Raw genomic sequence first — 26,901 nt, forward strand, 5'->3', positions numbered from 1 at the left:
GGTTCGGGTCGCTCCCGCAGCCCCGGGCTCGGTACGGTCAGGCGGCGATAGTCCTGGTGGAGGCGGCATGACCTGTTTTTCGTCGGTCGGTGTACCGAGCGGCTCGCACCTGTCCTCGGTCTGCACGGCGCGCGCCGGGTCGGTAATGAAGCCCCGGCGGGCCGGCGGTGAATAGCGCAAGCAGCGGCAGTCTCGATCCGAAGGGCCCGTCCGCGGAGGCGATCGCGGACACGTGGTGGCTGATGCTCGGCCTCGGTGTGGCCGTGTTCGTCCTCTTCGCCGTGCTGCTCGCCGTGGGCCTGTTCCGTCGGCAGCGCTCCGACGAGGGGCAGCCGTCGGAGAAGCGTTGGATCGTGGGCGGTGGCGTGGTGCTGCCGCTGGTCGTCCTGGTCGTCGTGTTCGGCGCGACGGTCGCCGCGATGCGGGTGCTGTCGGAAGATGCTCCGCCCGAGGCGCTGGAGATCGAGGTCATCGGCCACCAGTGGTACTTCGAGGTCCGCTATCCGGAGGCCGGGGTCACCACCGTCGGCGAGCTGCACCTCCCGGTCGGGCAACCGGTCGAGTTCCACCTGACGTCGGCGGACGTGATCCACAGCTTCTGGGTGCCGGAACTGGGCGGCAAGACGGACATGCTGCCCGACGGCGTGAACGTCCTGGTGCTGCAGGCCGACGAGCCGGGGGAGTGGGGGACGAGCTGCGCGGAGTTCTGCGGGCTCGAGCACGCGACCATGCAGCTGGACGTCGTGGCCGAGAGCCCGGAGGACTTCATGGACTGGATCGAGCAGCAACGGTGAGCACTGATCAGGGGACATCGGACCCCGGTAAGTACACGCCGGAGGTCACCGACCCGGGGACGGCCGAGGAGCTCGACCGCATCTGGGACGACCCGCCGGGGCTGCGCGGCCAGCTGACCGGCGTCCAGAACGACCTGGTCGGCAAGCGGCTGGTGCTCACCGGCTTCTTCTTCCTGCTCCTCGGCGGCAGCTTCGACTCACTCATCATGCGCCTGCAGCTGGCCTTCCCCGAGCAGGAGCTGGTCAGCCCGCAGTTCTACAACGAGCTGTTCACCAACCACGGCTCGGTGACGATGTTCCTCGTCATCCTGCCGATCTTCGAGGGCTTCGCGATCCTCATCCTGCCCTCCATGCTGGGCAGCCGGGAGATGCCGTTCCCGCGTCTGGGGGCGTTCTCGTACTGGACCTTCCTGTTCGGTGGGCTGCTCTACTACAGCAGCGCCCTGTTCCAGCTCGTGCCCGACGTCGGCTGGTTCGCCTACGTGCCGCTCAGCGGGCCGGAGTACTCGCCCGACCTGGCGGTCGACTTCTGGATCCTCGGGCTGGGTGTCGCAGAGGTCGGCGCGATCGCCGCCGGCGTCGAGATCATCATCGGCATCCTGAAGATGCGCGCCCCCGGCATGACGCTCACCCGGATGCCGTTGTTCGCGTGGGCGTTCCTGGTGATGGCGTTCATGATCCTCTTCGCCTTCACGCCGCTGATCATCGGCAGTCTGCTGCTCGAGCTGGACCGCGGTTTCGGCACTCAGTTCTTCGACCCGGAGCAGGGGGGCAGCTCGCTGCTCTGGCAGCACCTGTTCTGGATCTTCGGCCACCCCGAGGTCTACATCCAGTTCATCCCTGCGGTCGGGGTCGTGGCGATGATCCTGCCGGTCTTCGTCCGCCACCGGCCGGTCGGCTACCTGTGGTTCGTCGCGTCCCTGGTCGCCATCGGGTTCCTGTCGTTCGCGCTGTGGGCGCACCACATGTTCGCCGTCGGGCTGCCGCCGCTGGTGCTCAGCTTCTTCGCCGCGGCGAGCATGGCGATCTCCATCCCGGCCGGCGTCCAGATCTTCTCCTGGCTCGCCACCATCTGGGCCGGGCGACCGGTGTGGAAGACCCCGTTCCTGTTCGTCGTCGGGTTCCTGATCATCTTCGTCATCGGCGGGATCACCGGCGTGATGGTCGCCTCCGTGCCCTTCGACCTGCAGGCGCACGACACCTACTTCGTGGTCGGGCACCTGCACTACGTGCTCATCGGCGGCGTGGCCTTCCCGATCTTCGCCGGCGTCTACTACTGGTTCCCCAAGTTCACCGGCAAGCTGCTGGACGAGCGGCTGGGGAAGTGGAACTTCTGGCTGCTGTTCATCGGCGTGAACGTCGCCTTCTTCCCGATGCACCAGGTCGGGCTGATGGGGATGCCGCGCCGCGTCTACACCTACGAGGCCGGCCAGGGCTGGGACATCTTCAACCTGATCTCCACGATCGGCGTGCTGATCATCGTGCCCGGCATCGGCGTGTTCGTGTGGAACGTGTTCCGCACCATCCGGCGAGGGGAGCAGGCCGACGCCAACCCATGGGGCGCGGACACCCTCGAGTGGGCGCTGCCGTCGCCGCCCAAGCAGCACAGCTGGACCGAGCCGCCGATCGTGCGCAGCCGGCACCCGCTCTGGGACCAGACCGAGCTCGACCGGGGCGACCCGCACCTGGAGCGCTTCGTGCGCGGGCTCGGGCAGTGGCCGCTGAAGTGGCGGGCGGCGGTCGTCGTCGGCACTGCGGACGGGCGACCCGTGGAGGTCTTCCGCGTCTCGAACCCCTCGATCTGGCCGCTGATCACCGCGGGCGGCGTGGTGCTGATCTTCCTCAGCGAGCTGGTCAAACTGCGCTGGGGTGCGGGGGTCGGTGTCCTGATCATCATCGCCGCCGTCATCGCCTGGAACTGGCCGCAGCCCGCGCCGATGACCGCGGACGAGGAGGACGACTTCGAGCGCGAGTACGGCGTTCCGGTCAACGCCCACGGCAGCGTGATCGTCGCCCGGTCCGGCACCCTGCTCGCCATCCTGTTCGTCGCGGTCGCCTTCTCCGCCCTGCTGCTCAGCTACTTCTACCTGCGGCTGGAGAACCCGCAGTGGCCGGCGGCGGGCGTCAGCAACCCGCCGCTGGGCCAGGCGACCGTCGCTGCGGCACTCGTCGCGATCAGTGCGGTGGGCGTGCCGTTCGCGCATCGGGCGATCGCCCGGGGTGACATGCGCGGCTTCCGGGGCGGGCTGTACGCCGCCCTCCTCCTGGCCGCCGGTGGGGTGGCGGTGCAGGTCGTGGACCTGGTGCAGCTCGACGTCGGATGGACCGCGCACGCCTACGGCTCGATCTTCTACACCTTGGCCGGCTTCGTCCTCGTCGTCGCATCTGCCGCGCTGATCATGCTGGTCATGGTCATCTACTGGGCGTCCCGGAGGACGTACACGTACCGCCGGCACGCCCCGCTCGCGAACGTGGCCCGCTTCTGGGTGGCGATGGCGGTCATCTGGGTCGTGGGTTTCGCGACGCTCTACCTCGGGCCGGCACTGACATGAGCGCCCCGGATCCCTTGGAGCACCGTCCCGCTCGACCGGACGAGACGGCTACGGCGAGCAGGGGCACGCCGGCTCCGGTCGACGTGTCGGTCGACACCCGGGCGGTGACGGCGGTCGTCGTCTTCCTCGCCGGTCCGGTGATCAGCTCCGTCCACTTCATGCTGGTCTACCTGGTCGCGGAGGCCGGCTGCACCGGGGACGGTCCCGGGTTGAACGCGTTCGACCCACCGGTACCGACCGTCGTCACGCTCGTCGCCACCGCGGTCGCCGTGATCGCCTGCGCGGCGACCGCGTGGTGGGGCTTCGCGCGGTGGCGGGCGCTCCACCGGGCCCGCCCGGAGGCGCGCACCGAGGAGCTCGTCGACCGGCAGCCGCTCGCCTTCGGTGGGTTCCTGCTGTCGCTGCTCGGTCTGACCACCGTGCTGTTCGTCGGCCTGCCCGCGCTGGTCCTGGGGGCGTGCGCGTGATCCTCGCCCATGTCGGTGAATCCCTGGCACCGCACGATCTGTGGTCCGCCTGGCACGCCGACCCGCTGACCCTCGGCGGTCTCCTCCTGGCAGCGGTGGTGTACCAGCGCGGCCGGTCCAGGAACAGGGCCGCCGAGGGCCGGCGGCCGTGGTACTTCGGCGCGGGGCTCGTCGCGCTCGCCGTCGCGCTGCTGTCACCGGTGGACGCGCTGGGAGGCGTGCTGGCGTCGGGGCACATGGTCCAGCACCTGCTGCTCACCCTGGTGGCCGCACCGCTGCTCGCCCTGAGCGCTCCGGGAGGCACGCTGCTGCGCGGCAGTCCACCCGCCGTCCGTCGCGCGCTCCCGCGGTGGCGCCGACGATCGCGGCTGACCGCCTGGGGGCACGTGCTCCGGCATCCGGGTCCGGCCTGGCTGCTGCACGTCGGGGCCCTGTGGGCCTGGCACGCCGGCGCGCTCTACGACGCGGCGCTGCAGAACCCGGTGATCCATGCGCTCGAGCACGCGTCGTTCCTGGCCACGGGCGTGCTGTTCTGGCGGACCGTGGTCGGGGTGCGCGCGGCCCGGGTCCCGGCCGGCCTCGGCGTCCTGCTCCTTTTCGGGATGGCGATGTCGAGCGCGCTGCTCTCACTCCTGCTCACGTTCGCCAAAGACCCGTGGTACTCCGGCTACGCGACGACGACCCAGGCGTGGGGACTCGATCCGCTGGCCGACCAGCACCTGGCCGGCGCCATCATGTGGATCCCCGCCGGCATGATCCACGTCATCGCCGCCCTCGCCCTGCTCATCGCCTGGATCCGCGGAACCGAGGACGGCGAGGCGCCCGCTGCACCCGTGGTCACGGGGCTGGTCGTCGACGCCGGCGGGTCCCGAACCAGGGGCGCTAGCGCGTCACCAGCTGCTGCTCAGCACCAGCGCACGGTCCGCTGAACCCGGGGCGGTTCAAGACCGATGTGCCGCTGTACCGGTGGAGCACCACCGAGTCGGCTGCCGAGGCGGTTCCCCAGGCCTGGTGGCCACCGTCCGAGCGTCCACGGCCGGGCGCTGGCCGCGCGCCGACGTGATGGGGCAGGAACGGTGAGCCCCGGCCCGGGCGCGGACGCCGGAGCGGCCGTTGTCATCGAATCGACATGGGCGACAGCGGAACGGCGCACATGCCCCGGGTAGTGACCGGTGCAGGACGCCGGCGCCCCTTCGGGGCCTGGCAGGGACATCGACCTGGGAGGAACGACGCGGTGAAGGCGCTCACATGGCAGGGAACAGGGAAAGTATCGGTCGAGACGGTGCCCGACCCGGTGATCCAGGAGCCGACCGATGCAGTCGTGCGGATGACCTCGACGGCCATCTGCGGCTCGGACCTGCACCTGTACGACGTCCTGGGGATGTACCTGGAGAAGGGCGACATCATCGGCCACGAACCGATGGGGATCGTCGAGGAGGTCGGGGCCGAGGTCACCCACGTCAAGCCCGGTGACCGGGTCGTCATCCCGTTCAACATCTCGTGCGGGCACTGCTGGATGTGCACCCACGGTTTCATGGCGCAGTGCGAGACGACGCAGGTGCGCGAGCAGGACAAGGGCGCGGCCCTGTTCGGCTACACGAAGCTCTACGGCCAGGTCCCGGGCGGGCAGGCCGAGTACCTGCGCGTGCCGCAGGCCCAGTTCGGCCCGATCAAGGTGCCGCAGGAGCACGCGGACGAGCGCTGGCTGTTCCTGTCGGACATCCTCCCCACCGCGTGGCAGTCGGTGCGGTACGCCGACGTCGGCGCGGGCAGCACCTGCGCGGTGATCGGGCTGGGGCCGGTCGGCCAGCTCGCCACGAGGGTGGCCAAGTACCTGGGGGCCGAGCAGGTCATCGGCGTCGACAACGTGCCGGAGCGGCTCGAGATGGCCCGCCGGCACGGCATCACGGTGCTCGACGGCAACGAGGTCGACGACGTGCCGGGGGCGATCATCGATCTCACCGGCGGGCGAGGGGTCGACGGGGTGGTCGACGCCGTCGGCATGGAGGCCCACGGGACGCCGTTCCAGGAGGTCGCCCAGAAGGCCGCCGGTCTGCTGCCCGGCCCGGTCGCCCGCAAGGCCGTCGAGACCTTCGGCGTCGACCGGATGGCCGCCATGCGGACGGCGTTCGGGTCGGTCCGCCGCGCCGGCACGGTGTCGCTGATCGGCGTGTACGGCGGCGAGGCCGACCCGATGCCGATGATGGAACTGTTCGACAAGGGCGTCACCATGCGCATGGGCCAGGCGCACGTCAAGCGCTGGATCGACGACATCATGCCGGCGCTGCACGACGACGCCGACCCGCTCGGCACCGAGGACCTCACGACCCACAAGCTGTCGCTCGACGAGGCCCCGCACGGGTACGAGATCTTCAAGAAGAAGGAAGACGGCTGCATCAAGGTCGTCCTCAAGCCGTGAGCCGGGGCGTCGACCTCCGAGGCGCCACGGTCGTCCTGACCGGGGCCTCCAGCGGCATCGGCCGGGCCGCCGCGCAGCGGTTCGCCGAGCGGGGGGCGAACGTCGTCCTGGCTGCGCGCGGCGGCTCCTCGCTCGACGAGGTGGCGGCCGAGTGCCGCGCGGCCGGGGTGCGTGCCGTGGCCGTGCCCACCGACGTCGCCGACAGCGACGCGGTGGAGGCGCTCGCGCGGCGGGCGGTCGAGGAGTGCGACCGCATCGACGTCTGGGTGAACGCCGCGGCCGTCATGGCGTACGGCTCGATCGGGGACGTGCCGGTCGACGTGCAGCGCCGCATCATCGAGGTCAACCTCCTCGGGACGATGTACGGCACGCGGGCTGCCCTCCCCGTGTTGAAACGGCAGAAGAGGGGCGTGATCATCAACCTCGCGTCGCTCTACGCGAAGATGACCTCGCCGTACGTCAGCGCCTACGCGACCAGCAAGTTCGGCATCCTGGGGTTCTCCGAGGTCGTGCGCCAGGAACTGAAGCAGGAGCGCGGCATCCGCGTCTGCACCGTCCTGCCCGGCTCGATCGACACGCCGATCTTCCGGCACGCCGCGAACTACACCGGCCGGGAGATCAAGCCGGTGCCACCGGTCTCATCGCCCGGGCGCGCCGCGCGGGCCGTCGTCCGGTGCGCCGAGCACCCGCGCCGGGAGGTGACTGTCGGGCAGTTGCACCACGTGGCGTCCTGGGGGCATGCGCTGCTGCCGCGCACGTACAGCGAGCTGGCGCCGCTGGCGATGCGCCTGGTGGCCCTGGGGAAGGAACCGGCTCCCCGGGACGCCGGCAACGTCTTCTCGCCGCAGCCCGACCTCGACGGGGTGCGCGGCGGGTGGCGGAACCGGGCCGCCCGCGTAGCCGTGGGTGCCGGCGCGGTGGTTGCCGCGACGGGCGGGGCCACGGGAGTCCGGCGCTGGGTCGGCGACCGAACACCGTGATCCCGGTGTTCCATCGCCCTGCTCGGCGGCGGGATGACACGGTCGGCACCGAGGGCCGACGATCAGGGGAAGGCCTGGTGCTCCCGCTCGTCGTCGGTGAGCCGGAGTAAGAGAACGACACCGTCGGGCAGAGCGGGGGACGTGCACCAGCAGATCCGGCGTGACGATGGCGACCGGGCTCCCGTCGTCCTGCAGCAGATCGTCGATGACCCGGTCGGGAAGCCCGACCAGCGTGGCTCGTCGAGGGTGCTGCCGAGCCGCTCGATCACCAGCCGGTCGACGTCTCTCGTTCGTCGCCGCAGGGTTCGGCATCTCGCTGTTACCGGCCTCGGTCGAGCATCTCCGGATCACCGGTGCGACGTACCTCCCTCGAGGCACCGAGTCGGGCCTCGGACTGCCGGACGTCGTACGAGAGCGGGCACTGGGACCGCATGAGGTCGGGCCCCGGCCGGGGCTCAGCCACTCACGACGGACAGGTCCTCCGCGCTGCGGAGGCCGGCCAGGGCGTCCCCGACTGCCAGCGGCGACCACGGCAGCCCGCCGTCGGGTAGCGACCGGAGCGCGGAGGTGTAGCGCGCGAAGACGGCGAAGTCGGCCGGGAACGCCCGCGGGGCTACGCCGAGCAGCCGGCCCCGGCGGCGCGCCCGCCCGGCGATGCTCTGCCAGGTCTGCGCGTCGGCGAGGCCCCGTGACTCGACCCCGTGGCTGAACAGCATGACGTCGACGTCGTCGTACGGCGTCGACGCCAGGTAGTCGGACAGGTCGTGGGCCGCCGACCGGACCGGGAAGAAGGTCCAGAACGGCACGGACCCCGTCTCGATCGTCCGCCACGGGTCGTGGACGACGAACGAGCTCACCAGCAGCCGCTGCGCCGCGCCGCCGCGGCGTCGCGTCCACGACCGGAGCACGTCGGCGACGGCGGCGGCGGGATCCTGCGGATGGCCGAACCGCAGCTCGACGACCGGGTGGCCAGTGCGGCGCGCGGCCTCGCGCAGCCCGTCCAGCAGTGGCTCGGCGAACCCCCACTCGGCCTCGGCGGCGGCTTCGTCGGGGACCGGGACGCCGGGTGCGTCGAGGTACTCCTCGGGGGTCATCCCGCCCTGCGCGCCGACCTGGAAGACGTGCCGGTCGCCGACGCGGGTGACCGGCCAGGTCGACGTGTCCCGCACGACGATGACCGGCGCCCCCGGCTCGAGCCGCTCGTCGAGGAAGCGCTGGTACGCCGGCGGCGGGTTGGTCCACTTCACGCGGAAGTACGCCATCTGCGAGCCGCTGAGCGCGTCCTGGTTGGCGTCCTGCATCTGGTGCAGCTCGACCCGTGGGTTGTGCGCCAGCAGGGCGGGGCCGTGGCGCGCGCCGAACTCGAGCGCCGCCGGCATGTCCGCCGGGTCGGCCCCGCGGCGGCGCACCGGCACGAGCAGCGTCTGCGGCAGCCACGCGACGCCGCATGCGGCCGCCAGGTGGGTCAGCGCGCCGTTCGACGAGCCGACCAGCACTGCGGGGTAGCGCCGGTCCGGATAGGTCTGCGCCACCCAGTCGGCGACGTCGTCGAGGTCGATGTCGCCGAGCCGGTCGACTGCGACCCCCTCGCTCCCGCTCGCGACCGCGTACGCCCGGCAGCGCAGCGGCCGCGGCAGCAGCGCGCTGGCCCGCACCGGCAGGGCTTTCCACCGCGACTGCCCCAGGTAGGGGAAGTCCCGGCCGTCGAGCGCACGGGCCAGCGCCAGGAAGAAGGCGCTGGCCGAGTCGAAGGATGCGATCGCCTCCTCGGGCGGCACGGAGCGGCTCCGGCGGACCATCTCAGCGCGCCTTGGCCGACAGCTCGCGCAACGGCTCCGACCAGGCCCCGGGATCCAGCCACAGGAACGCGTGGGCACCGGGAACGGTCACGAGGTTCCCGCCGGCCGAGGCGGCGAGCCCGCGCACCCAGTGGTCGGTGGTCAGCCGGTCGTCCTCGGCACGGATGACCAGTACGGGCATCCGGAGGCGGGCGACCTGCTCCTCGATCCGATCGGCGAGATGGGCCCGGACCAGATGGGCCGCCCCGGCGATGCCGGCGCGCCTCCACTCCGGCACGTGGTTCTCCTCCAGGCCGGGGGAGGGCGAGCGGGCGTCCAGGCGCCAGCGGTAGAGCAGCTTCGGCAGCGGCCGGGCGATCGGGTCGATCGTCGGGCTGGCCAGGCCCACCGCCGCCACGCGGTCCGGCGCGAGCACCCCCGCCCACGCGGCCACCTGCGTGCCGCTGGAGTGGCCGACCACCACGGCCCGGTCCAGGCCGGCAGCCTCGAGCCAGTGCGCCACCGCTTCCCCGTAGCCCCGGACGTCGAGCCGCCGCGTCGGCCGGCCGCTGCCGCCGAAGCCGGGGACGTCGAACAGGTGCACCTCGGTCCAGGAACCGAGCGCTGCGCACGCGGGCAGCAGGTAGTCGGAGACCGCCATCCCCTGGACCACGACGACCGGGAGGGCGTCCGGCTGCCGCCGGCCCAGCACGCGGGTGCGGATGCGCCCCTCCGGTACGTCCGTGTAGCGGAGGAGCATCTCTTCGGGCAGGCGCGGCGGCTCCGGCATGGGTCAGCCCTACCCTGCGGCGGCGGCGCTATCCGGCCCGGCCGCGAGACCGACGAGGCGGGACGTCTGGTCATCCCCAAGGAGCTGCGCGACCGCATCGGGTTGATCCCTGGCGAGGTCGACATCCGGGTCGAGGGCGTGGCGTTGCGGGTGGGACCTCTGGCCGGCGATCGGCTGACCGAGCGCAACGATCGGCTCACGGTGGTGGCCTGATCCGCAGGCCGGCGCCGGTCTTCCGGCTGTGAAGCGCCCGCTCGAGACGCCGCCTGAGCGGGTCGAGCCGGACCATCGGACGTGGAGCCGGGCCACGACGCGGCTCCACGGACGGTGGACCGGCCTGACCTCTCGCCAGGGCGGGCCGGCAACGAGCAACCGGGCCGCTATCCCGGTCGGGCGGGCAGTCCGTGGGCGGTGGGTTGTTCCCCCTGCGTCCGCCTCCCATCAGACCTGTCGAACGGCACCGTCACGCGGGCTGCTCCTCCGGGTCGTCGGTCGGCGGAGGCCGTGGTCACGCCGGGATCTCGCCGGCGGGTCCGATCACCGGCTACGGGCACATCGCCCGTCGATGGGCTATGGCACCGTCGAGCTGGTCCCGGGGGCGGATGCCGCGGCGTACCACGCGGCGACGCGGGTGAACCCCTCGTCCAGACCCACCTGCGGCGCCCACCCGAGCGCGGCCCGCGTACGGCTCTGGTCGAACCAGTGCGCGGTCGCCAACTGCTCGGCGAGGAAGCGGGTCAGTGGTGGTGTCGAGCGGCGGCCGGACACCGTCCACGCCCCCTCGACGACGGCCCCGGCCAGCCAGGCCATCCCGAACGGAACCCGCCGTCGTGGGGCCGGTACGCGCGCTGCCCGGCACAGTCGGGCGATGACCTCACCGACCGGTCGCGGCTCGCCGTTCGACACGACCAGCGCCTCGCCGTGCACCGGCCCGCACGCGTCCACCGCGGCGACGAGGGCGGCCGCGGCGTTGTCGACGTAGGTGGTGTCGATCAGGGCCGCACCGGATCCGATCAACGGAAGTCGCCGGGCCCGGGCGCGCTCGATGATCCGCCCGACCAGCTGGGTGTCACCCGGCCCCCAGACCAGGTGCGGACGGATGACGAGCACGGCCAGGGACGGGGAGTCGGCGCCCAGCGCATCGAGTTCGGCGACGCCCTTGGTCCGGGAGTAGTGCCCGCGGGCACCCGCCGGATCGGCCGGTTCGGCGCCGACCCCGGTCAGCGCGGCCCCCGCGTGGGCGACGGACGGCGACGAGACGTGCACCAGCCTGCCGATGCCCTCGGCGCGGCAGGCGTCGACGACGGTGCGGGTCCCCTGGACGTTCGCCCGCTCGTACTCGGCCCGAGGGCCGGTGACGTCGACCTTGGCGGCCAGGTGGACGACGGCGTCCTGGCCGCGGACGGCCCTCGCCACGGCGGCCGGGTCGGCGACGTCCCCCAGCACCTCGGCGCAGGGCAGACCCGAGGGGCGGCGTTGCAGCACGGTCACGTCGTCCCCGCGGGCCAGCAGTCCTTCGGCCGTGGCGCGCCCGAGCATCCCGCTGGCCCCGGTGACCAGGACCCTCATGGCCGGCGCTCGTCGGTCCGCCGCCGTGTGCCGGCGAGCAGTCGGCCGGCCTGCTGGGCGACGCGGCGGCGGTCCACCTTCGACTGGTGGCGGATGTCGACGGGGAGCCGGGCGGCGACCAGCACCGCCGCGACGTCGACGCGGGCAGCGGTCCGGACGGCGTCCGCCAGGTCGGGCGGGGCCACGGCCATCCCGAACCGGCCGTACGCCGGAGCGCGATGCCGCCAGGACGCGCGCGCGTCAGACCCGTCGGGGACGACCACCACCACGACGACCTGCCCGCCGCTCGGGCCGACGCCGACGGCAGCGGCGGCCGCCACGCCGCGGACCCGCTCGGCCCGTTGCTCGATGCCGACCGGTGTGACAGGACCCCGGGCGGTGGTGATCACGTGCGGCAGCCGGCCCTCGATCCAGAGCCGTCCCTCGACGTCCAGGTGCCCGACGTCCCCGGTCCGGTGCCAGCCCGCCGGCCGGGAGGCCGCCCGCTCGGTCGCCCAGAGGGCGTCGTAGCGGTCCTTGACGTGGGCGGCGCGGACGCAGACCTCGCCGGGAACACCGGGGGTGTCGGTCAACGCGCCGTCGGCGGAACCTCCCGGACCCAACGGGCTGAGCCGCACCTCCACACCGGGCAGCGGCCGCCCCACGCACACGCCCTCGCCGCCGGCGGCCTCGTCCACCTCGGCCGAGGAGATGTCGGTGACCGGCAGCACCTCGGTCATGCCGTAGGGCGTGTGGGCCTCGGCCGACGGCAGGACCTCGCGCAGGGAGCGCAGCAGGGCGGCCGGGACGGGTGCGCCGGCCGACATGAGCAGCCGGATCCCGCCGAGCGCGGACCGCTGGTCGGCGGTGAGGGCGGAGGCGGTGGACACGACCCGGCGCAGGGCGGCCGGTGACGCGAACACGACCGTGCCGCCGACGGCGGACACCGCCTCTGCCAGGGCCGCCGCCGTGAGCGAGCCGGGGGCGGTGACGTCGATGTCGGGAACCGCCGAGCCGATCCCCAGCGCGGGGCCGAGGATCGCGAAGGGCGCGAAGGCGGCGACCAGGCGGTCCTCGCCGGTCAACCGGTAGGTGGACCGCACCAGGTCCAGTTGAGCCGACGCCTGGCGCCGCGTGTAGATCACCCCCTTGGCCGGGCCGGTGGCCCCCGAGGTGAAGACGACCGCGCAGTCGGCGTCCTCGGGTGGGACCGCCGGCGCGGTGGCGTCGCGGCCCACGTCCTCGATCTCCCGCAGCGTGTGGACCGCGCCGACGGCGCGCAGGGCGGCCGGGCGTCCCGGGCCGGCGGCGAGGCGCGAGCCGGGGAGGCCCATCAGGCGCGCGGCGGCGAGCCCCCGGACGCTGCCGATGACGTGGTCGACGGCGGCGCTGCGCAGGGCGCGACGCATGCCCCGGAGGCCCAGTCCCTTGTCCGCGACGACGATGACCGCGCCCGCGCGCCAGACCGCGTAGACGGCCGCGGTGAGGTCCGCGGACGGTTCCACGAGCAGCGCGACGCGCTGCCCCGGCCGGACGCCGGTCGCCGCCAGCCCGGCTGCGAGGTGCTCGACCCGCCGGTTCAGCTCCGCCCAGCTCACGGTCGCCCCGCCCACCTCGACGACGGCGGGGGAGTCGTCGGCGGCGCGCTCGGTCAGGGCCGCCCACAGCGGGCGCGGGCCGTCCTCCGCCGGGGTGGGGGCTGGAGCCGGAGCCGGCGGACGGCTCGAGGACCCCCCGTCGGGCAGCTCCGTCACCCACTGCGCGACGGCGGCGGCGTACTGCGGCGCGTCCTCGGGGAGCAGGTGCGAGGCGCCCTCGTACCGGTGCAGGGAGGCGTGCGGCAGTCGGCTGCGCAGGTCGTCCAGATAGCGCTCCCCGAAGACGGGGTCACGTGGACCCCACAGGAGCAGTGCCGGGACGTCCAGCGTGCGGATGCCCTCGGCGATGGCCTCCTGCACCGGTCGTGAGCGGTGCGCCCCGGAGAAGGGGATGTCGGCGACGAAGTCGCCGACCGAGCGGCGGCGCTCCGCGGAGACGTAGGGCGCGGCGAAGGCCCGGCGTACGTCTGCCGGCAGCGGCGGGCGGGACAGCGCCGTCGTCGCCCGGACGAACACCGGGGTCCCGACGGTGACGGCGGTCCGCACGCCGGGAGCGTGCGCCAGGCGGATGAGCGCCGGCCCGAGGTCGCCGGGCGGCATCGCCACCGCGGTGTTGGCCAGGACGACGCCCCGCAGGTCCCGTCGGTGCTCGAGCGCCCAGCCCAGGGAGATGACACCGCCCCAGTCGTGTCCCACCGTGACCACCGGGCCGTCGACCCCGAGTGCGTCGGTGAGATCGCCCAGATCGGCGACCCGCTGTCTCAGCGACCGGGGCCCGGGCAGCCGCTGCGACCAGCCCATGCCGAGCTGGTCGGGAGCGATCACCCGCCAGCCCGCCGGCGCACCAGCCAGTAGCCGCCGCCACAGGTAGGACCACGTGGGGTTGCCGTGCACGCACAGCAGCGTGCCGACGGGGTCGGGGACGCCGTTGTCGAGGACGTGCCAGTCGTGCTCGACGCCGGTCGAGTCGACGACGGTCAGGTAGCGGGACCACGCCGGATCCAGGCCCGGGAGCGTCGGCGGCGCGGGCGTCGCGTCGCGCGCCGTCACCAGACGATCTCGAGGCACGAGGCGTTGAGTCCCGAGCCGATGCCCATGAGCAGCACCCGGTCGCCGTCGGCGAGCGTGTCCTGCTGACCGGCCAGGGTGAACGGAACGGACGCCGGCCCCAGGTTGCCCCTGGTGGGGAAGGTCGTCGGCACGAGCGCGGGATCGATCGAGAACCGGTCGCACATGGCCTTGGTGTGGACCTTGGAGACCTGGTGGACGATGTAACGGTCCATGCCGGCCGCCCAGTCGAAGTCCCCGGCGGCGTCCGCCCAGAGGTCCTCGGACAGGCGGAGCCCTGCGTCGAGCAGACCCTTGAGGTCGGTGCGCATCATGTCGTTGTCCCCGACGCACAGGTCGTGGTGCTCGGTCCCCGCCCGGCTCACCGACCCGACGAGGCGGTGCCCCTCCGGGTGCCGGTCGGCGCGACCCAGGACCATCGCCGCGGCGCCCGAGCCCAGCGTGAGGGTCGCGAACTGCGCGAGCACGTCCCGCGACACGGTGCCCGGTCGGTTCAACTGGTCGATGGTGCGCTCCTGGACGATCCGGGAGTCCTCGCCGTTGACGATGAGGGCGTAGTCGGCCATGCCCGAGTCGATCATGGCGGCTGCCAGTTCCATGCCGTTGACGAAGCCGAGACAGGCGTTGGTCACGTCGAAGCTCTGGCAGGACCGGGGCAGGCCGAGCGCGTGGTGCACCGCCACCGCGGTCGAGGGTTCGAGGTACTTGCGGCTCACCGAGGTGTTGATCATGACGCCGATGCGCGCCGGGTCGACACCGCTCTCGCTGATGGCCTTCGCCCCGGCCATGGCGGCGCCGTCGACGAACGTCGTCCCGTCGGACCACCAGCGGCGCTCGCGGATGCCGGCGAGCCGCTCGAGGAGGCCGGTGCGCAGTCCCACCCGCTGGTAGGTATCCCGCAGGCGCTCGTCGATGTCCGCGGACGTGACCACCTGGGAGGCGTCCGCCGTCTGCACCGTCAGGACAGTCGTGTTGGCGAAGCGATGGATCGCGTTGCCCGTCATGTGCAGAAGCCCAGCTCTGAGTGGGGCCGGCCCTCCGCTGGCCGCCCGGCTCCGGGCGACCCTACCCCCGACTCGCGCCGCTCTACCCCCGCACGGGTCGACAGGCCCGTGGCCGGCACGCTCCCACGCCTGATCCAGTTCTTGCTCCGACCTTCGTGCACGGCGGGTGCTCCTGCGGGTGGGGGATCGGGCGCCTGCCGAAGTCCGGACTCCTGCGACCCGGGGCCGACGTCGCCGGACGGCTGTGAACGGTGCCCCGGGCGCGGCACGCAGTGCCCCCCGGGGCTCAACTCGTCTGCAGCACCGTGTGCTCCTCGAGGAGACCGGTCATGAGGCCCACCAGGTCCTCGGGGCGCTCGATGTGCAGTCCGTGGCTCGACCCCGGCCCGGTCAGCAGCTCGAAGCGCGCGCCCGGGATGGCGTCGGCGACGGCTCTCGCCTGCCAGGGCCGGGTGAGCAGATCCTGCTCGCCCACGATCACCAGGGTGGGTGTGGCGATGTCGCCGAGCCGGTCCCGGGTGTCGTGCGCCAGATTCGCGTCCCGCTGCTCGACCGTGACCTGCATCTGGTCCTCGGTCTGCGGGAACGCCGGCAGCATCGGCTCCAGCATCTTCTCGAAGTCCGGGTGGTCGAGCAGCTGCGGCGAGAAGGCGATGCCCGCTGCGGCCAGCGCCGTCTCCATGTCCCTCGTGACGTAGGGGTGCCGCAACGCGGCGAGGACGGAGCGCTGGAAACCGTCGCAGCGTGCCCAGGTGGCGTACAGGACCGCGGTGGCGACCTGCTCCGGGTGCGCGAGAGCCAGCTCCTGCAGGATGGCGGAGCCGAGCGACCAGCCTGCTTGCCGGCTTCCCGTCGTCACCGCTCGATCACGGCGCGTCGCCGACGACGCGCCGCACTCCCCTTCCGTTGCCTGCCCGCGCTAACTACCTTCCCCGGGCATCGGTCCGGACGGACCCGACCGGGTCCTGAGACCGATCCGAGAGGAGCATGCGTGAGGTCAACGAGGACACGACGGCGTTCCGTCGCCGTCGGGCTGGCGGCAGCCGGCGGCATGACGATGAGCCTGCTGGTCGCGGCGCCCGCGGTCGCCCACCCCGACCACTGCCAGAGCAAGGCAGGGGAGGAGGTCGACGAGTCGGAGTGCTTCACCGACTCGCAGATCGCCGAGTTCGACGACTCAGGGGCACCGCTGGAGACGCCCGGCACCGTCGCCAGCTCGGCCAACCTGACGTTGCTCAGCAACACCCCGAAGACCGGCATCGCGGCGGGGGAGACCGCCTACAACAGCGACCTGGCCTTCGTCGACGGCTACGCGATCCAGGGCAACTACAACGGCTTCTCCATCTGGGACGTGCGGAACAAGGACGTCCCGCCGGCACTGGTGGGCCAGGCCGCCTGCCTCGGTGCGCAGAACGACGTGTCCGCCTACGGCAACATCGTCATCACCTCCACCGACTCCCGGCGGGCCAGTGCGGCGTGCGACGCCCCGGCGACGAGCGACCTGGACGACTACTGGGAGGGCATCCGCGTCTGGGACATCAGCGACAAGGCCGCCCCCAGGCTGCTGACCAGCGTGGCCACCGACTGCGGCTCGCACACCAACAGCCTCGTCCCTGACCCGGCCAACGACCGGATGCTGGTCTACGTCTCCTCCTACAGTCCGGACAACCGCCTGGCCAACTGCAAGACGCCGCACGACAAGATCAGCATCGTGTCGGTGCCCGACGCCGCACCGGCCTCCGCCGAGGTCGTCGCGGAGCCGATCCTGTTCGCCGACGGCGGCTTCCCCGGTGCCAGGACGGAGCCCGACGATGCCTTCCCGAAGGGCCGGGCCCAGAGCGCGACCAGCGGGTGCCACGACATCACCGCATACCCCGAGAAGGGCATCGCCGCCGGCGCCTGCATGGGCCAGGGGGTGCTGATGGACATCAGCGACCCGGTGAAGCCGGTGGTCACCTCCTCGGTCACCGACCCGAACTTCACGTTCTGGCACTCGGCGACCTTCGACAACGACGCCAGCAAGGTGGTCTTCACCGACGAGCTCGGCGGCGGCGGTGCGCCGACCTGCAACCCGACCGTCGGTCCTGAGCTGGGTGCCAACGCGGTGTACGACATCGTCGACGGGCAGCTGCAGAAGCGGTCGTACTTCAAGATCCCGCGCACGCAGACCAACGAGGAGAACTGTGTCGCCCACAACGGCTCACTGATCCCCAACACCCAGGGCCGGGACCTGATGGTGCAGGCCTGGTACCAGGGGGGCATCACGGTGTGGGACTTCACCGACTCGGCCAACCCGCGTGAGATCGCCTGGTTCGACCGTGGCCCGCTCAGCAGCGAGAAGTTGGTGCTCGGCGGTTCCTGGTCGGCGTACTTCTACGACGGCCTGATCTACAGCAGCGACATCCAGCAGGGCTTCGACGTCCTGAAGCTCAACGACCGGGCGATAGCCGGGTCGGGGTCGGACAAGACGCGCACGCTCAACCCGCAGTCGCAGACGGCTTACACCGTCGGCAGCAGCGGCCGCTCGCGCTGACGTCGACCGTCGGGCCCGTCTCCTCGCCGGAGACGGGCCCGACGCACGTCCGGGGCCGGCCGGCCGGCGCGGCCGGCGCGGCCGGCGCGGGCGGCCATCCCGGGCGGATCACTCCACGGCCTCGAGCACCTCGACGTCTTCGGCCATGGTGAACGCGCTGGCGGCGAGCACCTCGGTGACCTCCGCGGAGGACTCGACCTCCTCCAGGTACCGCCGGTCCCGCTGCAGGCGCTCAGTTCCAGCGCCGAGATCGCGGCCACCGCCGCTCGGCCGGGGCTTTTCCTCGAGCGTGGAGTAGCGCACCGCCACGCTGCTGCCACCTGCTGCGGCATCCGACGGCGTGCCGCGTGACGGCCGCGCGACGAGCGCCGGGCGGGATCACAACGACTGTCTCCCCCTGCTACCACCCGGTTCCTGCCTTGCCGTAGGACGTGCCGCCCTGATGGGCCGGCAAGGTGCCGACGCAGCCGGCCGGATGTCGAGGGCGGCGAGGTGGACGACGGCTGGTGAGTCCTTCACGCCGCGCCGAGGAGGAGCAGCGTCGCGACCAGGACCGCGCCACTGACGAGCAACGTGACGGCGGTGTAGCCCATGATGTGCCGGACCGTGAGGCCGGCGATGGCGAGCAGCGGCAGCGTCCAGAAGGGCTGGATCATGTTCGTCCACTGGTCGCCGTAAGCGATCCCCATGATGACGATGCTGGGATCGACGCCGAGCTCGAGCGCGGCGTCCATGAAGATGGGTGCCTGGACCGCGAACTGTCCCCCGCCGGAGGGGATGAACATGTTGATCAGGCCACCGGACAGCATCGCCCACACGCCGAGGGTTCCGGGGGTGGCGATCTGGACGAAGAAGTCGCTGAACACCCCGACGAGACCGGTGGTGGTCATCATCCCCAGGATCCCGGCATAGAGCGGGTATTGCAGCAGCACCTCGCCCACGGCCCGCCCGCCGTCCACCACGAGCCGGCCCAGTTCCCGTGCCGAGGGGACGATCAGCAGGATCGCAGTGAGGAACGACCAGTTGACGATGTCGAGCGTGAGGGCGAACCCCTCCTGCGCGAAGTACACGACCAGGTAGGCCAACAGCGCGACGCCGAGCGCGAGCGTCACCAGACGAGCGGTGTCGATCCGCTCTGCCGGCGTCCGCCGGACCTCCTCGGCCACCCGGGACGGGGATTCGGCTCGCGCGCTCGACGTGTCCGGGCCGTCCTCCCGGGCTGCGGGGGCGACGGATGCGGCTCCCGTTCCGGCTTCGTCGGTCGCGGCCGGCGCCGGTTCCTGGCGCACCGGGCCGTGATCCGGGCCCTCGTCCTCGTCCAGCTCGTGGACGGGTTCGTCATGACGGGGGGCGAGGAGCACCATCGCGAGCGTCACCGCGGCCAGCGTGACGACCGCGGCAGCCATGTTCCACGGTGCGAAGATCGTCTCGCTGACGGGCACGAGCTCGTAGCGCTCGTCGAAGAAACTGTCAGGAGTGGCCGCGGCGAGCGGTCCGGACCCTGAGTACCCCATGTGCCAGATGACGTAGCCGGAGTAGGCCGAGGCGACGAGCAGTGGGTAGTGCAGACGAATGCCGCGCTCCCGGGCCGAACGTGCCACCTCCAAGGCGATGATTCCCCCGACTACGAGGCCGAGCGCCCAGGAGATCAACGAGGCGAGTCCCGCGACGACGGTGACGAAGGCGTAAGCGCCTCTGGGGCCGCGCGGAATCGCAGCGATCCGCCTCAGCAGCCGCTGCACCGGCGCAGTGTGCGCCAGCACATATCCGAGCAACAGCACGATCGAGATCTGCGCGATGAAGGCCAGTAGGGCGGACAGCCCGTCACCCCAGGCCCGTAGCACCTCTACGGGGCCGCTCTCCGTGAGCGTCAGCGCAAGGATGGCGACGAGAAAACTGAGGATGACCGCGAAGACGAGTGAGCTGGGCAGCCACTTCTCGACCAGCCGGACGAGGGGCCGGGACACCGCACGCAGCATCTGTCCTCCGAGGTTCGTGACTCAGACGCGGCAGGTTGCCGCGAGTGTAAGGAGCTCCCGCTGCGTCTGCAGGATGACCGTGCTGGTCGACGAGGCCGCTGGCGGCCTCGCCCTCGGCGCAGTCGAGACCGCGACGGCGCCGCGTGCGGAGGTCACCGGGAGGGCAGTTCCCCGTCGATCAGAAGCACCTCGGGCCGCGGACCCGTGACGACGCGCGACACCCCGGGCGAAGGGCGCCCGGGGTGCCGAGGGCCCGGTGCGGGCGCTGCGGACGTACCGCAGAGCCGACCGGATCTGCTCGTCCTGGAGCCCGGCTACGGCTGCACGGCTGCCGCGGCATCGAGCCTGGGACCGGTGACGCCGGCCGGCGCCGTCGGGATGCCTGCACCCCGTGCGGTGTCGATGATCCGATGCCGGGCGTCGAGACCACCGACGCCGAGGTCCGCGAGCATCGCCCCCACGCCGGCGGCGTGCGGGGTGGCCATCGACGTGCCCGCTTTGACGCCGTACCCCGGTGTGCCGGTGCAGGAGTCGACCTCCGCCAGGTCCAGCGGCACGGTGGACCAGATCCCGCCGTCGCAGGAGAGCAGGCCGCCGCCCGGCGCCGACACGTCGAGCTCGTGGCCCCAGTCGGAGTACACCGCGGGGTCGCTTCCGGTGCCGTACGCACCGACGCACAGGGCCGCGTCCTGCCAGAACTCGCCCTGGCCGCAGTAGGGGGCGCCGTCGTTGCCGGCCGCGAGCGTGACCAGGATGCCGGCGTCCGCCGCCTCCTGGACCGCCTCGGCCCACCCGCCATCCAGCGGTGCCACCGGGTTGGAGATCACCGGGCCGCTGCCGACGATGAAGCCGATGCTGACCGTGATGACGTCGGCACCCTGCTCGGTGGCGTAGCGCGTGGCCGCCGCGAGGTCACCGACGATCGAGCCCTCGTCGTCACCCACGCGCACCGGCATGATCGTGGCGTCCGGGGCGACGCCGGTGACACCCTTGCCGTCGTCGGCTGCGGCGACCGTCCCGGCCACGTGCGTGCCGTGGCCGTGTCCGTCGTCGACGTTCTCGTAGCCCCCGCAGGGGACGGGCGCGCCGTCCGGGCACACCCACGACATGGGGGCGGTGAAACGCCCCTCGAACTCCGGGTGGTGGACGTCGACGCCGGTGTCGATCACCGCCACGACCGCGTCCTCACCGGTCGAGATCTCGTTGGCCAGCCGGGCCCCGATCTCGTCCAGACCCCACAACTTGTCGGAGAAGTCGGGGGCGTCGTACTTCTTCGGACGCGGGGGGCGGTCGCTGCCGCCGGCCCGGCCGCCGGGCTCCGGTGCACCGACCGTCGCGCTGCCGGTGTAAGACGAGGGCTCGGTGACCAGCCACGGCTGCACCCGCACCTCGTAGGTCCCCGAGGCCGCGGGGACGGTCACGCTCTCGTCGCTCGCGGCGTTGGCCGAGGACCCGACCAGCGCGCCGTGGGCGTCGTGGACGTAGAGGTCGAAGTCGGCGGACTCCACCGGGCTCTGGATGGAGACGACGAGCGGGTCGGTGCCGTCGCCGCCGACGGTGACCGTGACGTGGTCGCAGACCAGGTCGTCAGGGTCCTGGGCCGCCGAGGGGCAGGGCAACGCGGTGGTGGCCGCGGCGTCGTAGGTGGCGCCGTGCCAGGCGAAGTCGGTGCGCTGGTCGACGGTGCCGGCGCCAGGCTCTGCCGCCAGCGCCGGAGAGGTGAGCAGCGGGCTCACCGTCAGGAGGAGGACGCCGACGGGCGGCGTCAGTACCCGGGAGATGTGCATGGGTCGTTCCCTTTCGCGGGGGGACTCACGCTCAACGAGCCGGGCCCGCCGGAGTTACGTCTCCTCGCGGCCCTGAGACCCGTGGACCACCGGCCGGCCCTCCACAGCTCATCGGGTCGGCGAAGAGCCGACGACGAGCGGCAGTCGTGCAGACCCGCCCTCGAGGGTGCTGAGGCGGTCCAGCGACTGCTGCAGGTGCATGACGTCTGGGCCGGACCGGCAAGGGGACTCGCGGGCGGTGGGGCGCGCTGGGACCGGCTCTCAAGGCATCAGCGGATGTGCCGACACCGGAATGAGCGGAATCCCCACCTGCTCAGAAGCTGTGGAAGTTCGACTCGGTGTCCGAGGGGCGACTTGCCACATACGTACACGGCTCTGACCGTCGTGCCCGGTGGGTGTCCCCGGGGGGAGGGGACTGGGCGCCCACGCAGAGCGGGGGTGGTCGGTGGGGGCCCGGCGTGGCTCTCCACCGAAGAACTCGGCCGTGGCCGCCCAGGTCGCGCGAGGCCTGTGGGGAGGGCGGGTCCTCGACCGGCGGCCCGGGACGTGCCGGACGCCGAGCGCCGGCATCTGGTCCCGCGGCGTCCCGGCGGTCGTGTGGAGGTCTCGTAGCCTCTTCCGGCATGTGGTCCTCGGCGTCGGTCGACTCGATCCGTGGCTGGGTGATGGTCGCGGCCGCGTTCGCCGCGATGTTCGTCTCGTTCGGGATCGCCTATTCCTTCGGCGCGTTCCTCGAGCCGATGGCGGAGGAGTTCGGATCCGGCCGTGGCACCACGTCGGTCTTCTTCGCCCTGACCTCGCTCACGTACTTCGGCCTCGGCGCGCTCAGTGGCGTCGCGGTGGACCGCTACGGCCCCCGGCGCGTGCTGCTCGTCGGTGCTCTCGCCCTCGGTGCCGGACTGGCCGCGACATCGCAGGCCGGGGAGCTGTGGATCGGACTGGTCACCTACGGCCTGGGGGTCGGCATCGGAGTGGCCTGTGCCTATGTCCCGATGGTGGCTGTCGTCAGCGGGTGGTTCGAGCGACGGCGCACCCTCGCCATCGGGGTGGCGGTGACCGGGATCGGTCTGGGCACGCTGACCGTCGCACCGCTGGCCGCCGCCCTGATCGGCGAGGTCGGGTGGCGCAACACCCACCTCGTGCTGGGCCTGGCCGGGGCGGTGGTCCTCGTGGCCTGCGCCTTGGTCGTCACCCGCCCGCCGGTGCAGGCCAGCCCGGCGGCGCTGACGCTGCGCGAGGCGGTGCGGAACCGCGACTACCGCCGGTTGTATCTGGCGTCGGGCCTCATGGCCGTCGCGCTGTTCGTACCCTTCGTGCACCTGCCCGGATACGCCGAGGAGGCCGGAGTCGACCCGGTCGCGGCGGCGGCGCTGGTCGGAGTGATCGGCGCCGCGAGCACCGCCGGCCGACTGTTGCTCGGCGTGATCGCGGCGAGAACCGGTACGTTGCGCGCCTTCCAAGGGTGCTTCCTGACCATGGGCGCGAGCTTCGCGCTGTGGAGCGTCGGTGGCGGTTACGGCGTGCTGCTCACCTTCGCCGTCGTGCTGGGTGTCGGCTACGGAGGTTTCGTCGCGATCGGTCCCGCAGTCGTCGCCGAGCGCTTCGGCACCACCCGCCTGGGTGGACTGCTGGGGGTGCTCTACACCAGCGCCGGGATCGGGTCCGCGGTGGGCGCTCCGCTCGCCGGTGCGGCCGTCGATGCCTTCGGTTCCTACGCCCCGGCCATCGCCGGATGCCTGGCCCTCGGGCTGGCCGCCTACCTGACCGTGCTCGGCGTCGGTCGCACATGAGAACCGCGGCGCGCCGTGCTCGGCCCTGGGCCGGGCGTCGTGCCGAGGCGCGGTCGGCGGGGTGAGGCGCGGGCGCTGGAGCAGTTGCCTGCTGGTGGCCTGGGCGGCTGCCCGTGCCGGAAGTGGGCAGGGTCGACAACGCTCGGAACGGTCGTCGCGTCGCACTTCTGAAGAACTGTGGAGGTCATCCAGGAGATCACGCGGCGCAGCCGCCTCCGCCTGCTGGTCGCCGGGGCCGTCGCACACCAGCTTGGTGGACGCCACTTCGCATGGTTCCTGCCGGCGCGAGCACGGGAGCTACGTCCGCACACGGCTCCGCTCGCTCGGGTGCCGGCGGACGACAGGAGCCACCGTGAAGATCCGGTCATCAGGACCGGACCGAGCCGGCCGATGAGCTGGCGCGTCGGAGGTGGTGCCGGGTCTGCGCAGGATGCCCCGCTGCTGGGCGTCGAGCACCGCGGTGAGGCGGTCGCTGACACGCAGCTTCCGATAGATGTTCTCGGTGTGCTTGCTGACTGTTCGGGTCGAACATCCGAGCCGGTGGGCGGCGGCCGCGGCGGTCAGCCCCTCGGAGAGGCAGAGCAAGACGCTCAATTCCCGGCCTGTCAGACCCGCTGCGCGGGCGTTGGCCTCCGCAGCGTCCTCCACAGGCCCCTCTTCCCGTCTCCATCGGCCCATCAGGCGGACGTGCCGGTCGAGCGCTGTCAGGAACGGTTGTACTGCGGTCACCAGCGCCAGGTCCCGCGCGTCGAAGTCGCGACCGGATCGGGAGAAGGCGAAGGCGACGACCTGGGTGGGGCCTCCCTGGAGGGGGAGGCTGATCATCTGGTCCCAACCGCGGAGGTCGGCGAGGAAGCCGCGGACGGGGGAGCGGTTCCAGGCGAGCCAGCCTCCGGCGGCTGCCTGGGCCGTTGCAGGGGCCAGGTCCCCCGCTGCGGTGGCCACCATGAGGGGGTGCATGTCGCGCATCCGATGGGTCGCCGCGATCATCGCTCGGATGTCCGGTGGGTCGAACCCGTGACCGCGGATGTCCGACTCGCCGGTGCGCCACGCCGCGCGCTGCAGAACGGCACCGGGCGCGTCGAGCCGTGGGCAGAGGATGGAGAACACGGTGTCGGTGGGGAAGCAGGGGCCGTCCATGCCGTCGAGCACGGCGACCGTGAAGTCGGTGATCTCCTGGATCGCTGAGCTCATGCGGATCCTCCGCTGGCACCGCGCGGTGACGTGGGGTCCGTGGGTCGAGGGCCCCGTGTCGGGTCCGCGCCTCATCTTCCGCCCGGACAGAGCAGACGATCCTCGCGCGGCACCGCGTGGTCAACGGTCGTCGTCCCCCCGGGCGAGTCGCTCGTGCGGCGGGGGGTTCTGGTACGCAGTTGTGCGTAGAGACGCCGAGACCGTCTGTTCCTAGCGTCTGTCTTCCAGAGAACTGCATCGCTGTGGGGGAAGACGTGTCACTCATCGTTGTGCACCTGCGTTGGAACGACGTCGATTCGGGACAGTACGAGCAGATCTGCAGAGCACTCCCTGACGGCGAGCCCCGCCCGACCGGCTGTCTGCACCGTCGGCGACAGAGGCAGGGCAGCGTGGTCCTGATGACCGAGGTCTGGGGCGACGAGCAGGCGGCCGGCCGGTTCCTCGCCGAGTTGCCGGACGTACTGGGGCATGTCGCGGCCGGTCAGCCGCAGACGGCCATCTTCTCGGTGCCGGCGATCTACGGTGTGGCCTACGGTCTCCTGCCCGCGCGGATCCGTTCGCCGCAGGCGGATACGGGCGAGGCGCCGGTCATCCCCGTCCCGCGAGCCCCGGTGACCGCGCCGTCGTTCTCAGGATCGGAACGGCGCGAGCGCTAGGCACGTGCACCGCACCGGCCTGTTCCACCGAGGGCTGCAGGTGCAGCCCCTCGACTTCTGACTCATCTCTCCGGCGCGGCCGAGGCGCTGTCCAGCTGTGCTGCGCTGCCCTTTCGGCGCGCCGGGGCACGGTCCCAGCCTCGTGACAGGACGCGATCCGAAGGAGTTCTCGATGATGCCTGCAGTCCAGGACGACGTGGACGTCGTCCTGCACAGAGCCCAGCAAGCGCAGCAGGCCTTCCGCCGGACGTCGGAGCGGGAGGTGGACCTGCTCTTGGAGGCGCTGGCGGAGGTGGTCGTCCGTCATGCCAGCGACCTGGCGGACCAGACCGTCACCGAGAGCGGGATGGGGTGCGCCGCCGACAAGCGGCAGAAGAACCTGTTCGCCGCCCAGGACGTGCTCCGCAGCCTCCGCGGACGCACTGGCTGCGGTCTCCTCGAGTCCAGGGGCGTCCCCGGTGTCATCGAGATCGCCCGGCCGGTGGGAGTGGTGCTCGGCCTCATGCCGCTGACCAACCCTGTCGCGACCCTTGCGTTCCTCACCTTGATCGCCCTGAAGTCCCGCAATGCGCTGGTCGTGCGGGCCCACCCGCGAGCTGCTCGGGTCACCGAACGAGCGGCGGCGCTGCTGCGCGAGGCGCTGCTCGACCACGGTGCTGCGCAGGATCTGCTGAACGCGATTCCTCCGGTCGACCGCGAACAGGTCCGGGCCCTGGTCCGCCATCCCTGCGTGGATCTCGTGGTGGCCACCGGCAGCACCGGACTCGTCGCCGCGGCCGGGGCGTCCGGCAAGCCGACCCTGGGTGCCGGCGCCGGGAACGCCCCGGCGTGGATCTGCGAGGACGCCTCGGTGGAGCGAGCGACGCGGATGGTCGTGGACAGCAAGTCCTTCGACCACGGGATCATCTGCGGATCGGAGCAACACCTTCTCGTCGACTCGTCGATCCTCCGCGCGGTGACGGCCGGCCTTCGGGGGGCAGGAGCCGCCGTCCTCAGCGCGGCCGAGGTCGATCGGTTGGAGGCCGCCCTCTTCGTCGACGGGAGGATGCGGATCGAACTGGCCGGCAAGTCGCCGACCCTGCTGGCCCAGCGGGCAGGCATCGCGGTCGGGCCGCAGGTGCGGCTCCTCGTCGTCCCGCTGTCCCGCGACAGGGCTGCCGGCCCATGGGGACTGGAGCGCCTGGCACCAGTGTTGACGATTCACGAGGTGCCAGGGGAGAAGGCGGCGTTGGCTCTCTGTGCCTGGTTGCTCGGACGCGGCGGCGCCGGCCACACCGCAGCCATCCACACCCGATCGAGGGCGCGAGCCGTCCGGTTCGCCGAGGCCGTGCCGGTGAGCCGGGTGATCCTCAACGGTCCGGCCTCCCAAGGCTGCATCGGACTCGGCAACGGGCTCACACCGTCACTGGCGCTGGGCTGCGGCGTCGCGGGAGGCGCCGTGACGACGGACAACCTCACGTACCGCCACCTGTTCCAGGTCACCCGTATCGCCACCCCGGTGTCTCCGCCGTCGCCCCGACCCCGCCCGGACTTCGGGGCGCAGCACGGTGCGGACGCGGATGGCCGTCCGTCGGCGTGGAGCGGTGAACGTGATGCCCTGCGGGATCCGGTGCCGGCCGGTGGATGAGGCATGTAGTCGATCGGAGCGGGACGGGCACCGACCGGCGGCGAAGTGCAGGGTGTCGTCCTCGAACTGGTAGACGTCGAGAATGCCGGCACGGGAAGGGTGCCACCGTTCGTTGGCCGTCGATGTCACGATCCCTTCTTCGCGTTCGGTGCACATCGCCCGAAGTTGACGACAGTTCCGGCGCGGCCGGCTTCACCGGCCGTTGACGCAGGAGCGCCACGGGCAGTCCCGGTACGTGGATGGCCATGCTCGTCGACGTCTCGTCGCGCAGCTTGAGGTCTTTCCAGGCCGCGTCGACGCGCTCCACGGCCTTCCCGAGTCGTATGCGGACGGCAGT

The 26,901-nt window shown here is 72.1% G+C and carries 20 protein-coding genes; 10 read left to right on the plus strand and 10 right to left on the minus strand.

Annotation, left to right across the window (positions count from 1 at the left end; all coding sequences use genetic code 11):
• The first annotated feature begins 167 nt into the window (after nucleotides 1–167).
• From coxB to QOZ86_RS10670, 6 genes are all read left to right on the plus strand, one after another.
• On the plus strand, nucleotides 168–794 hold the full coding sequence (gene coxB / locus QOZ86_RS10645; RefSeq protein WP_284491937.1) for a cytochrome c oxidase subunit II: 627 nt from the start codon (nucleotides 168–170) through the stop codon (nucleotides 792–794).
• Complete coding sequence (ctaD, locus tag QOZ86_RS10650) at nucleotides 791–3,346, plus strand: cytochrome c oxidase subunit I (RefSeq protein WP_284491938.1); 2,556 nt, start codon at nucleotides 791–793, stop codon at nucleotides 3,344–3,346. Before coxB ends, ctaD begins: the two co-directional genes overlap by 4 nt.
• An 83-nt stretch (nucleotides 3,347–3,429) precedes the next feature.
• Nucleotides 3,430–3,813: a hypothetical protein gene (locus QOZ86_RS10655; protein WP_284491939.1), complete on the plus strand. Its 384-nt coding sequence runs from the start codon at nucleotides 3,430–3,432 to the stop codon at nucleotides 3,811–3,813.
• Complete coding sequence (locus tag QOZ86_RS10660; protein ID WP_284491940.1) at nucleotides 3,810–4,742, plus strand: cytochrome c oxidase assembly protein; 933 nt, start codon at nucleotides 3,810–3,812, stop codon at nucleotides 4,740–4,742. Before QOZ86_RS10655 ends, QOZ86_RS10660 begins: the two co-directional genes overlap by 4 nt.
• Before the next feature lie 305 nt (nucleotides 4,743–5,047).
• Entirely contained in the window at nucleotides 5,048–6,232 is a 1,185-nt protein-coding gene (locus QOZ86_RS10665) for a zinc-dependent alcohol dehydrogenase (RefSeq protein WP_284491941.1), read from the plus strand.
• Complete coding sequence (locus QOZ86_RS10670) at nucleotides 6,229–7,212, plus strand: SDR family oxidoreductase (protein WP_284491942.1); 984 nt, start codon at nucleotides 6,229–6,231, stop codon at nucleotides 7,210–7,212. Before QOZ86_RS10665 ends, QOZ86_RS10670 begins: the two co-directional genes overlap by 4 nt.
• A gap of 455 nt (nucleotides 7,213–7,667) precedes the next feature.
• Here the strand turns inward: QOZ86_RS10670 and QOZ86_RS10675 are convergent, their stop codons facing one another.
• From QOZ86_RS10675 to QOZ86_RS10700, 6 genes are all read right to left on the minus strand, one after another.
• Nucleotides 7,668–9,011 carry a hypothetical protein gene (locus QOZ86_RS10675; protein ID WP_284491943.1) on the minus strand — a complete coding sequence of 448 codons (1,344 nt, stop codon included), beginning with the start codon at nucleotides 9,009–9,011 and terminating at the stop codon, nucleotides 7,668–7,670.
• A 1-nt stretch (nucleotide 9,012) separates the two neighbouring features.
• Entirely contained in the window at nucleotides 9,013–9,780 is a 768-nt protein-coding gene (locus QOZ86_RS10680; RefSeq protein ID WP_284491944.1) for an alpha/beta fold hydrolase, read from the minus strand.
• 570 nt (nucleotides 9,781–10,350) lie between these two features.
• The gene (locus tag QOZ86_RS10685; protein ID WP_284491945.1) at nucleotides 10,351–11,349 is read right to left on the minus strand and encodes an NAD-dependent epimerase/dehydratase family protein; all 999 of its coding nucleotides are present in this window, start codon (nucleotides 11,347–11,349) and stop codon (nucleotides 10,351–10,353) included.
• Nucleotides 11,346–13,976, minus strand: coding sequence for an alpha/beta fold hydrolase (locus QOZ86_RS10690; RefSeq protein WP_284491946.1), 2,631 nt, complete (start codon nucleotides 13,974–13,976; stop codon nucleotides 11,346–11,348). The genes QOZ86_RS10685 and QOZ86_RS10690 overlap by 4 nt, the downstream gene beginning before the upstream one ends.
• On the minus strand, nucleotides 13,973–14,998 hold the full coding sequence (locus QOZ86_RS10695; RefSeq protein ID WP_284491947.1) for a 3-oxoacyl-ACP synthase III: 1,026 nt from the start codon (nucleotides 14,996–14,998) through the stop codon (nucleotides 13,973–13,975). Before QOZ86_RS10695 ends, QOZ86_RS10690 begins: the two co-directional genes overlap by 4 nt.
• Before the next feature lie 286 nt (nucleotides 14,999–15,284).
• Nucleotides 15,285–15,857 (minus strand): alpha/beta fold hydrolase, encoded by a 573-nt coding sequence (locus QOZ86_RS10700; RefSeq protein ID WP_284491948.1) that lies wholly within the window; start codon nucleotides 15,855–15,857, stop codon nucleotides 15,285–15,287.
• A 132-nt stretch (nucleotides 15,858–15,989) separates the two neighbouring features.
• Here QOZ86_RS10700 and QOZ86_RS10705 point away from each other — a divergent pair, with 132 nt between their 5' ends.
• Nucleotides 15,990–17,531 (plus strand): LVIVD repeat-containing protein, encoded by a 1,542-nt coding sequence (locus tag QOZ86_RS10705; protein ID WP_284491949.1) that lies wholly within the window; start codon nucleotides 15,990–15,992, stop codon nucleotides 17,529–17,531.
• Between the two features lie 108 nt (nucleotides 17,532–17,639).
• On the opposite strand, the gene QOZ86_RS10710 is transcribed toward QOZ86_RS10705, so the two are convergent.
• The 3 genes from QOZ86_RS10710 to QOZ86_RS10720 all read right to left on the minus strand — a co-directional run bounded on the left by QOZ86_RS10710 (nucleotide 17,640) and on the right by QOZ86_RS10720 (nucleotide 21,297).
• Nucleotides 17,640–17,840 carry a hypothetical protein gene (locus QOZ86_RS10710; RefSeq protein WP_284491950.1) on the minus strand — a complete coding sequence of 67 codons (201 nt, stop codon included), beginning with the start codon at nucleotides 17,838–17,840 and terminating at the stop codon, nucleotides 17,640–17,642.
• 206 nt (nucleotides 17,841–18,046) lie between these two features.
• Entirely contained in the window at nucleotides 18,047–19,498 is a 1,452-nt protein-coding gene (locus QOZ86_RS10715) for a short-chain fatty acid transporter (protein ID WP_284491951.1), read from the minus strand.
• A 326-nt stretch (nucleotides 19,499–19,824) separates the two neighbouring features.
• A complete protein-coding gene (locus tag QOZ86_RS10720; RefSeq protein WP_284491952.1) occupies nucleotides 19,825–21,297 on the minus strand; it encodes a S8 family serine peptidase in 1,473 nt (490 codons plus the stop codon).
• 623 nt (nucleotides 21,298–21,920) lie between these two features.
• Between QOZ86_RS10720 and QOZ86_RS10725 the strand changes: the two genes are divergently transcribed.
• Nucleotides 21,921–23,087: an MFS transporter gene (locus QOZ86_RS10725; RefSeq protein ID WP_284491953.1), complete on the plus strand. Its 1,167-nt coding sequence runs from the start codon at nucleotides 21,921–21,923 to the stop codon at nucleotides 23,085–23,087.
• A 297-nt stretch (nucleotides 23,088–23,384) separates the two neighbouring features.
• Here QOZ86_RS10725 and QOZ86_RS10730 read toward each other — a convergent pair whose 3' ends face one another.
• On the minus strand, nucleotides 23,385–24,281 hold the full coding sequence (locus QOZ86_RS10730) for a helix-turn-helix transcriptional regulator (protein ID WP_284491954.1): 897 nt from the start codon (nucleotides 24,279–24,281) through the stop codon (nucleotides 23,385–23,387).
• Nucleotides 24,282–24,679: 398 nt separating this feature from the next.
• Between QOZ86_RS10730 and QOZ86_RS10735 the strand changes: the two genes are divergently transcribed.
• Together QOZ86_RS10735 and QOZ86_RS10740 are read left to right on the plus strand one after the other, a co-directional pair.
• Complete coding sequence (locus QOZ86_RS10735) at nucleotides 24,680–24,937, plus strand: hypothetical protein (protein ID WP_284491955.1); 258 nt, start codon at nucleotides 24,680–24,682, stop codon at nucleotides 24,935–24,937.
• 175 nt (nucleotides 24,938–25,112) lie between these two features.
• Nucleotides 25,113–26,564 (plus strand): aldehyde dehydrogenase family protein, encoded by a 1,452-nt coding sequence (locus QOZ86_RS10740; protein ID WP_284491956.1) that lies wholly within the window; start codon nucleotides 25,113–25,115, stop codon nucleotides 26,562–26,564.
• Nucleotides 26,565–26,901 lie beyond the last annotated feature (337 nt).

The sequence above is a fragment of the Blastococcus capsensis genome (assembly GCF_030165005.1).
In the GTDB taxonomy this organism is placed as follows: domain Bacteria; phylum Actinomycetota; class Actinomycetes; order Mycobacteriales; family Geodermatophilaceae; genus Blastococcus; species Blastococcus capsensis.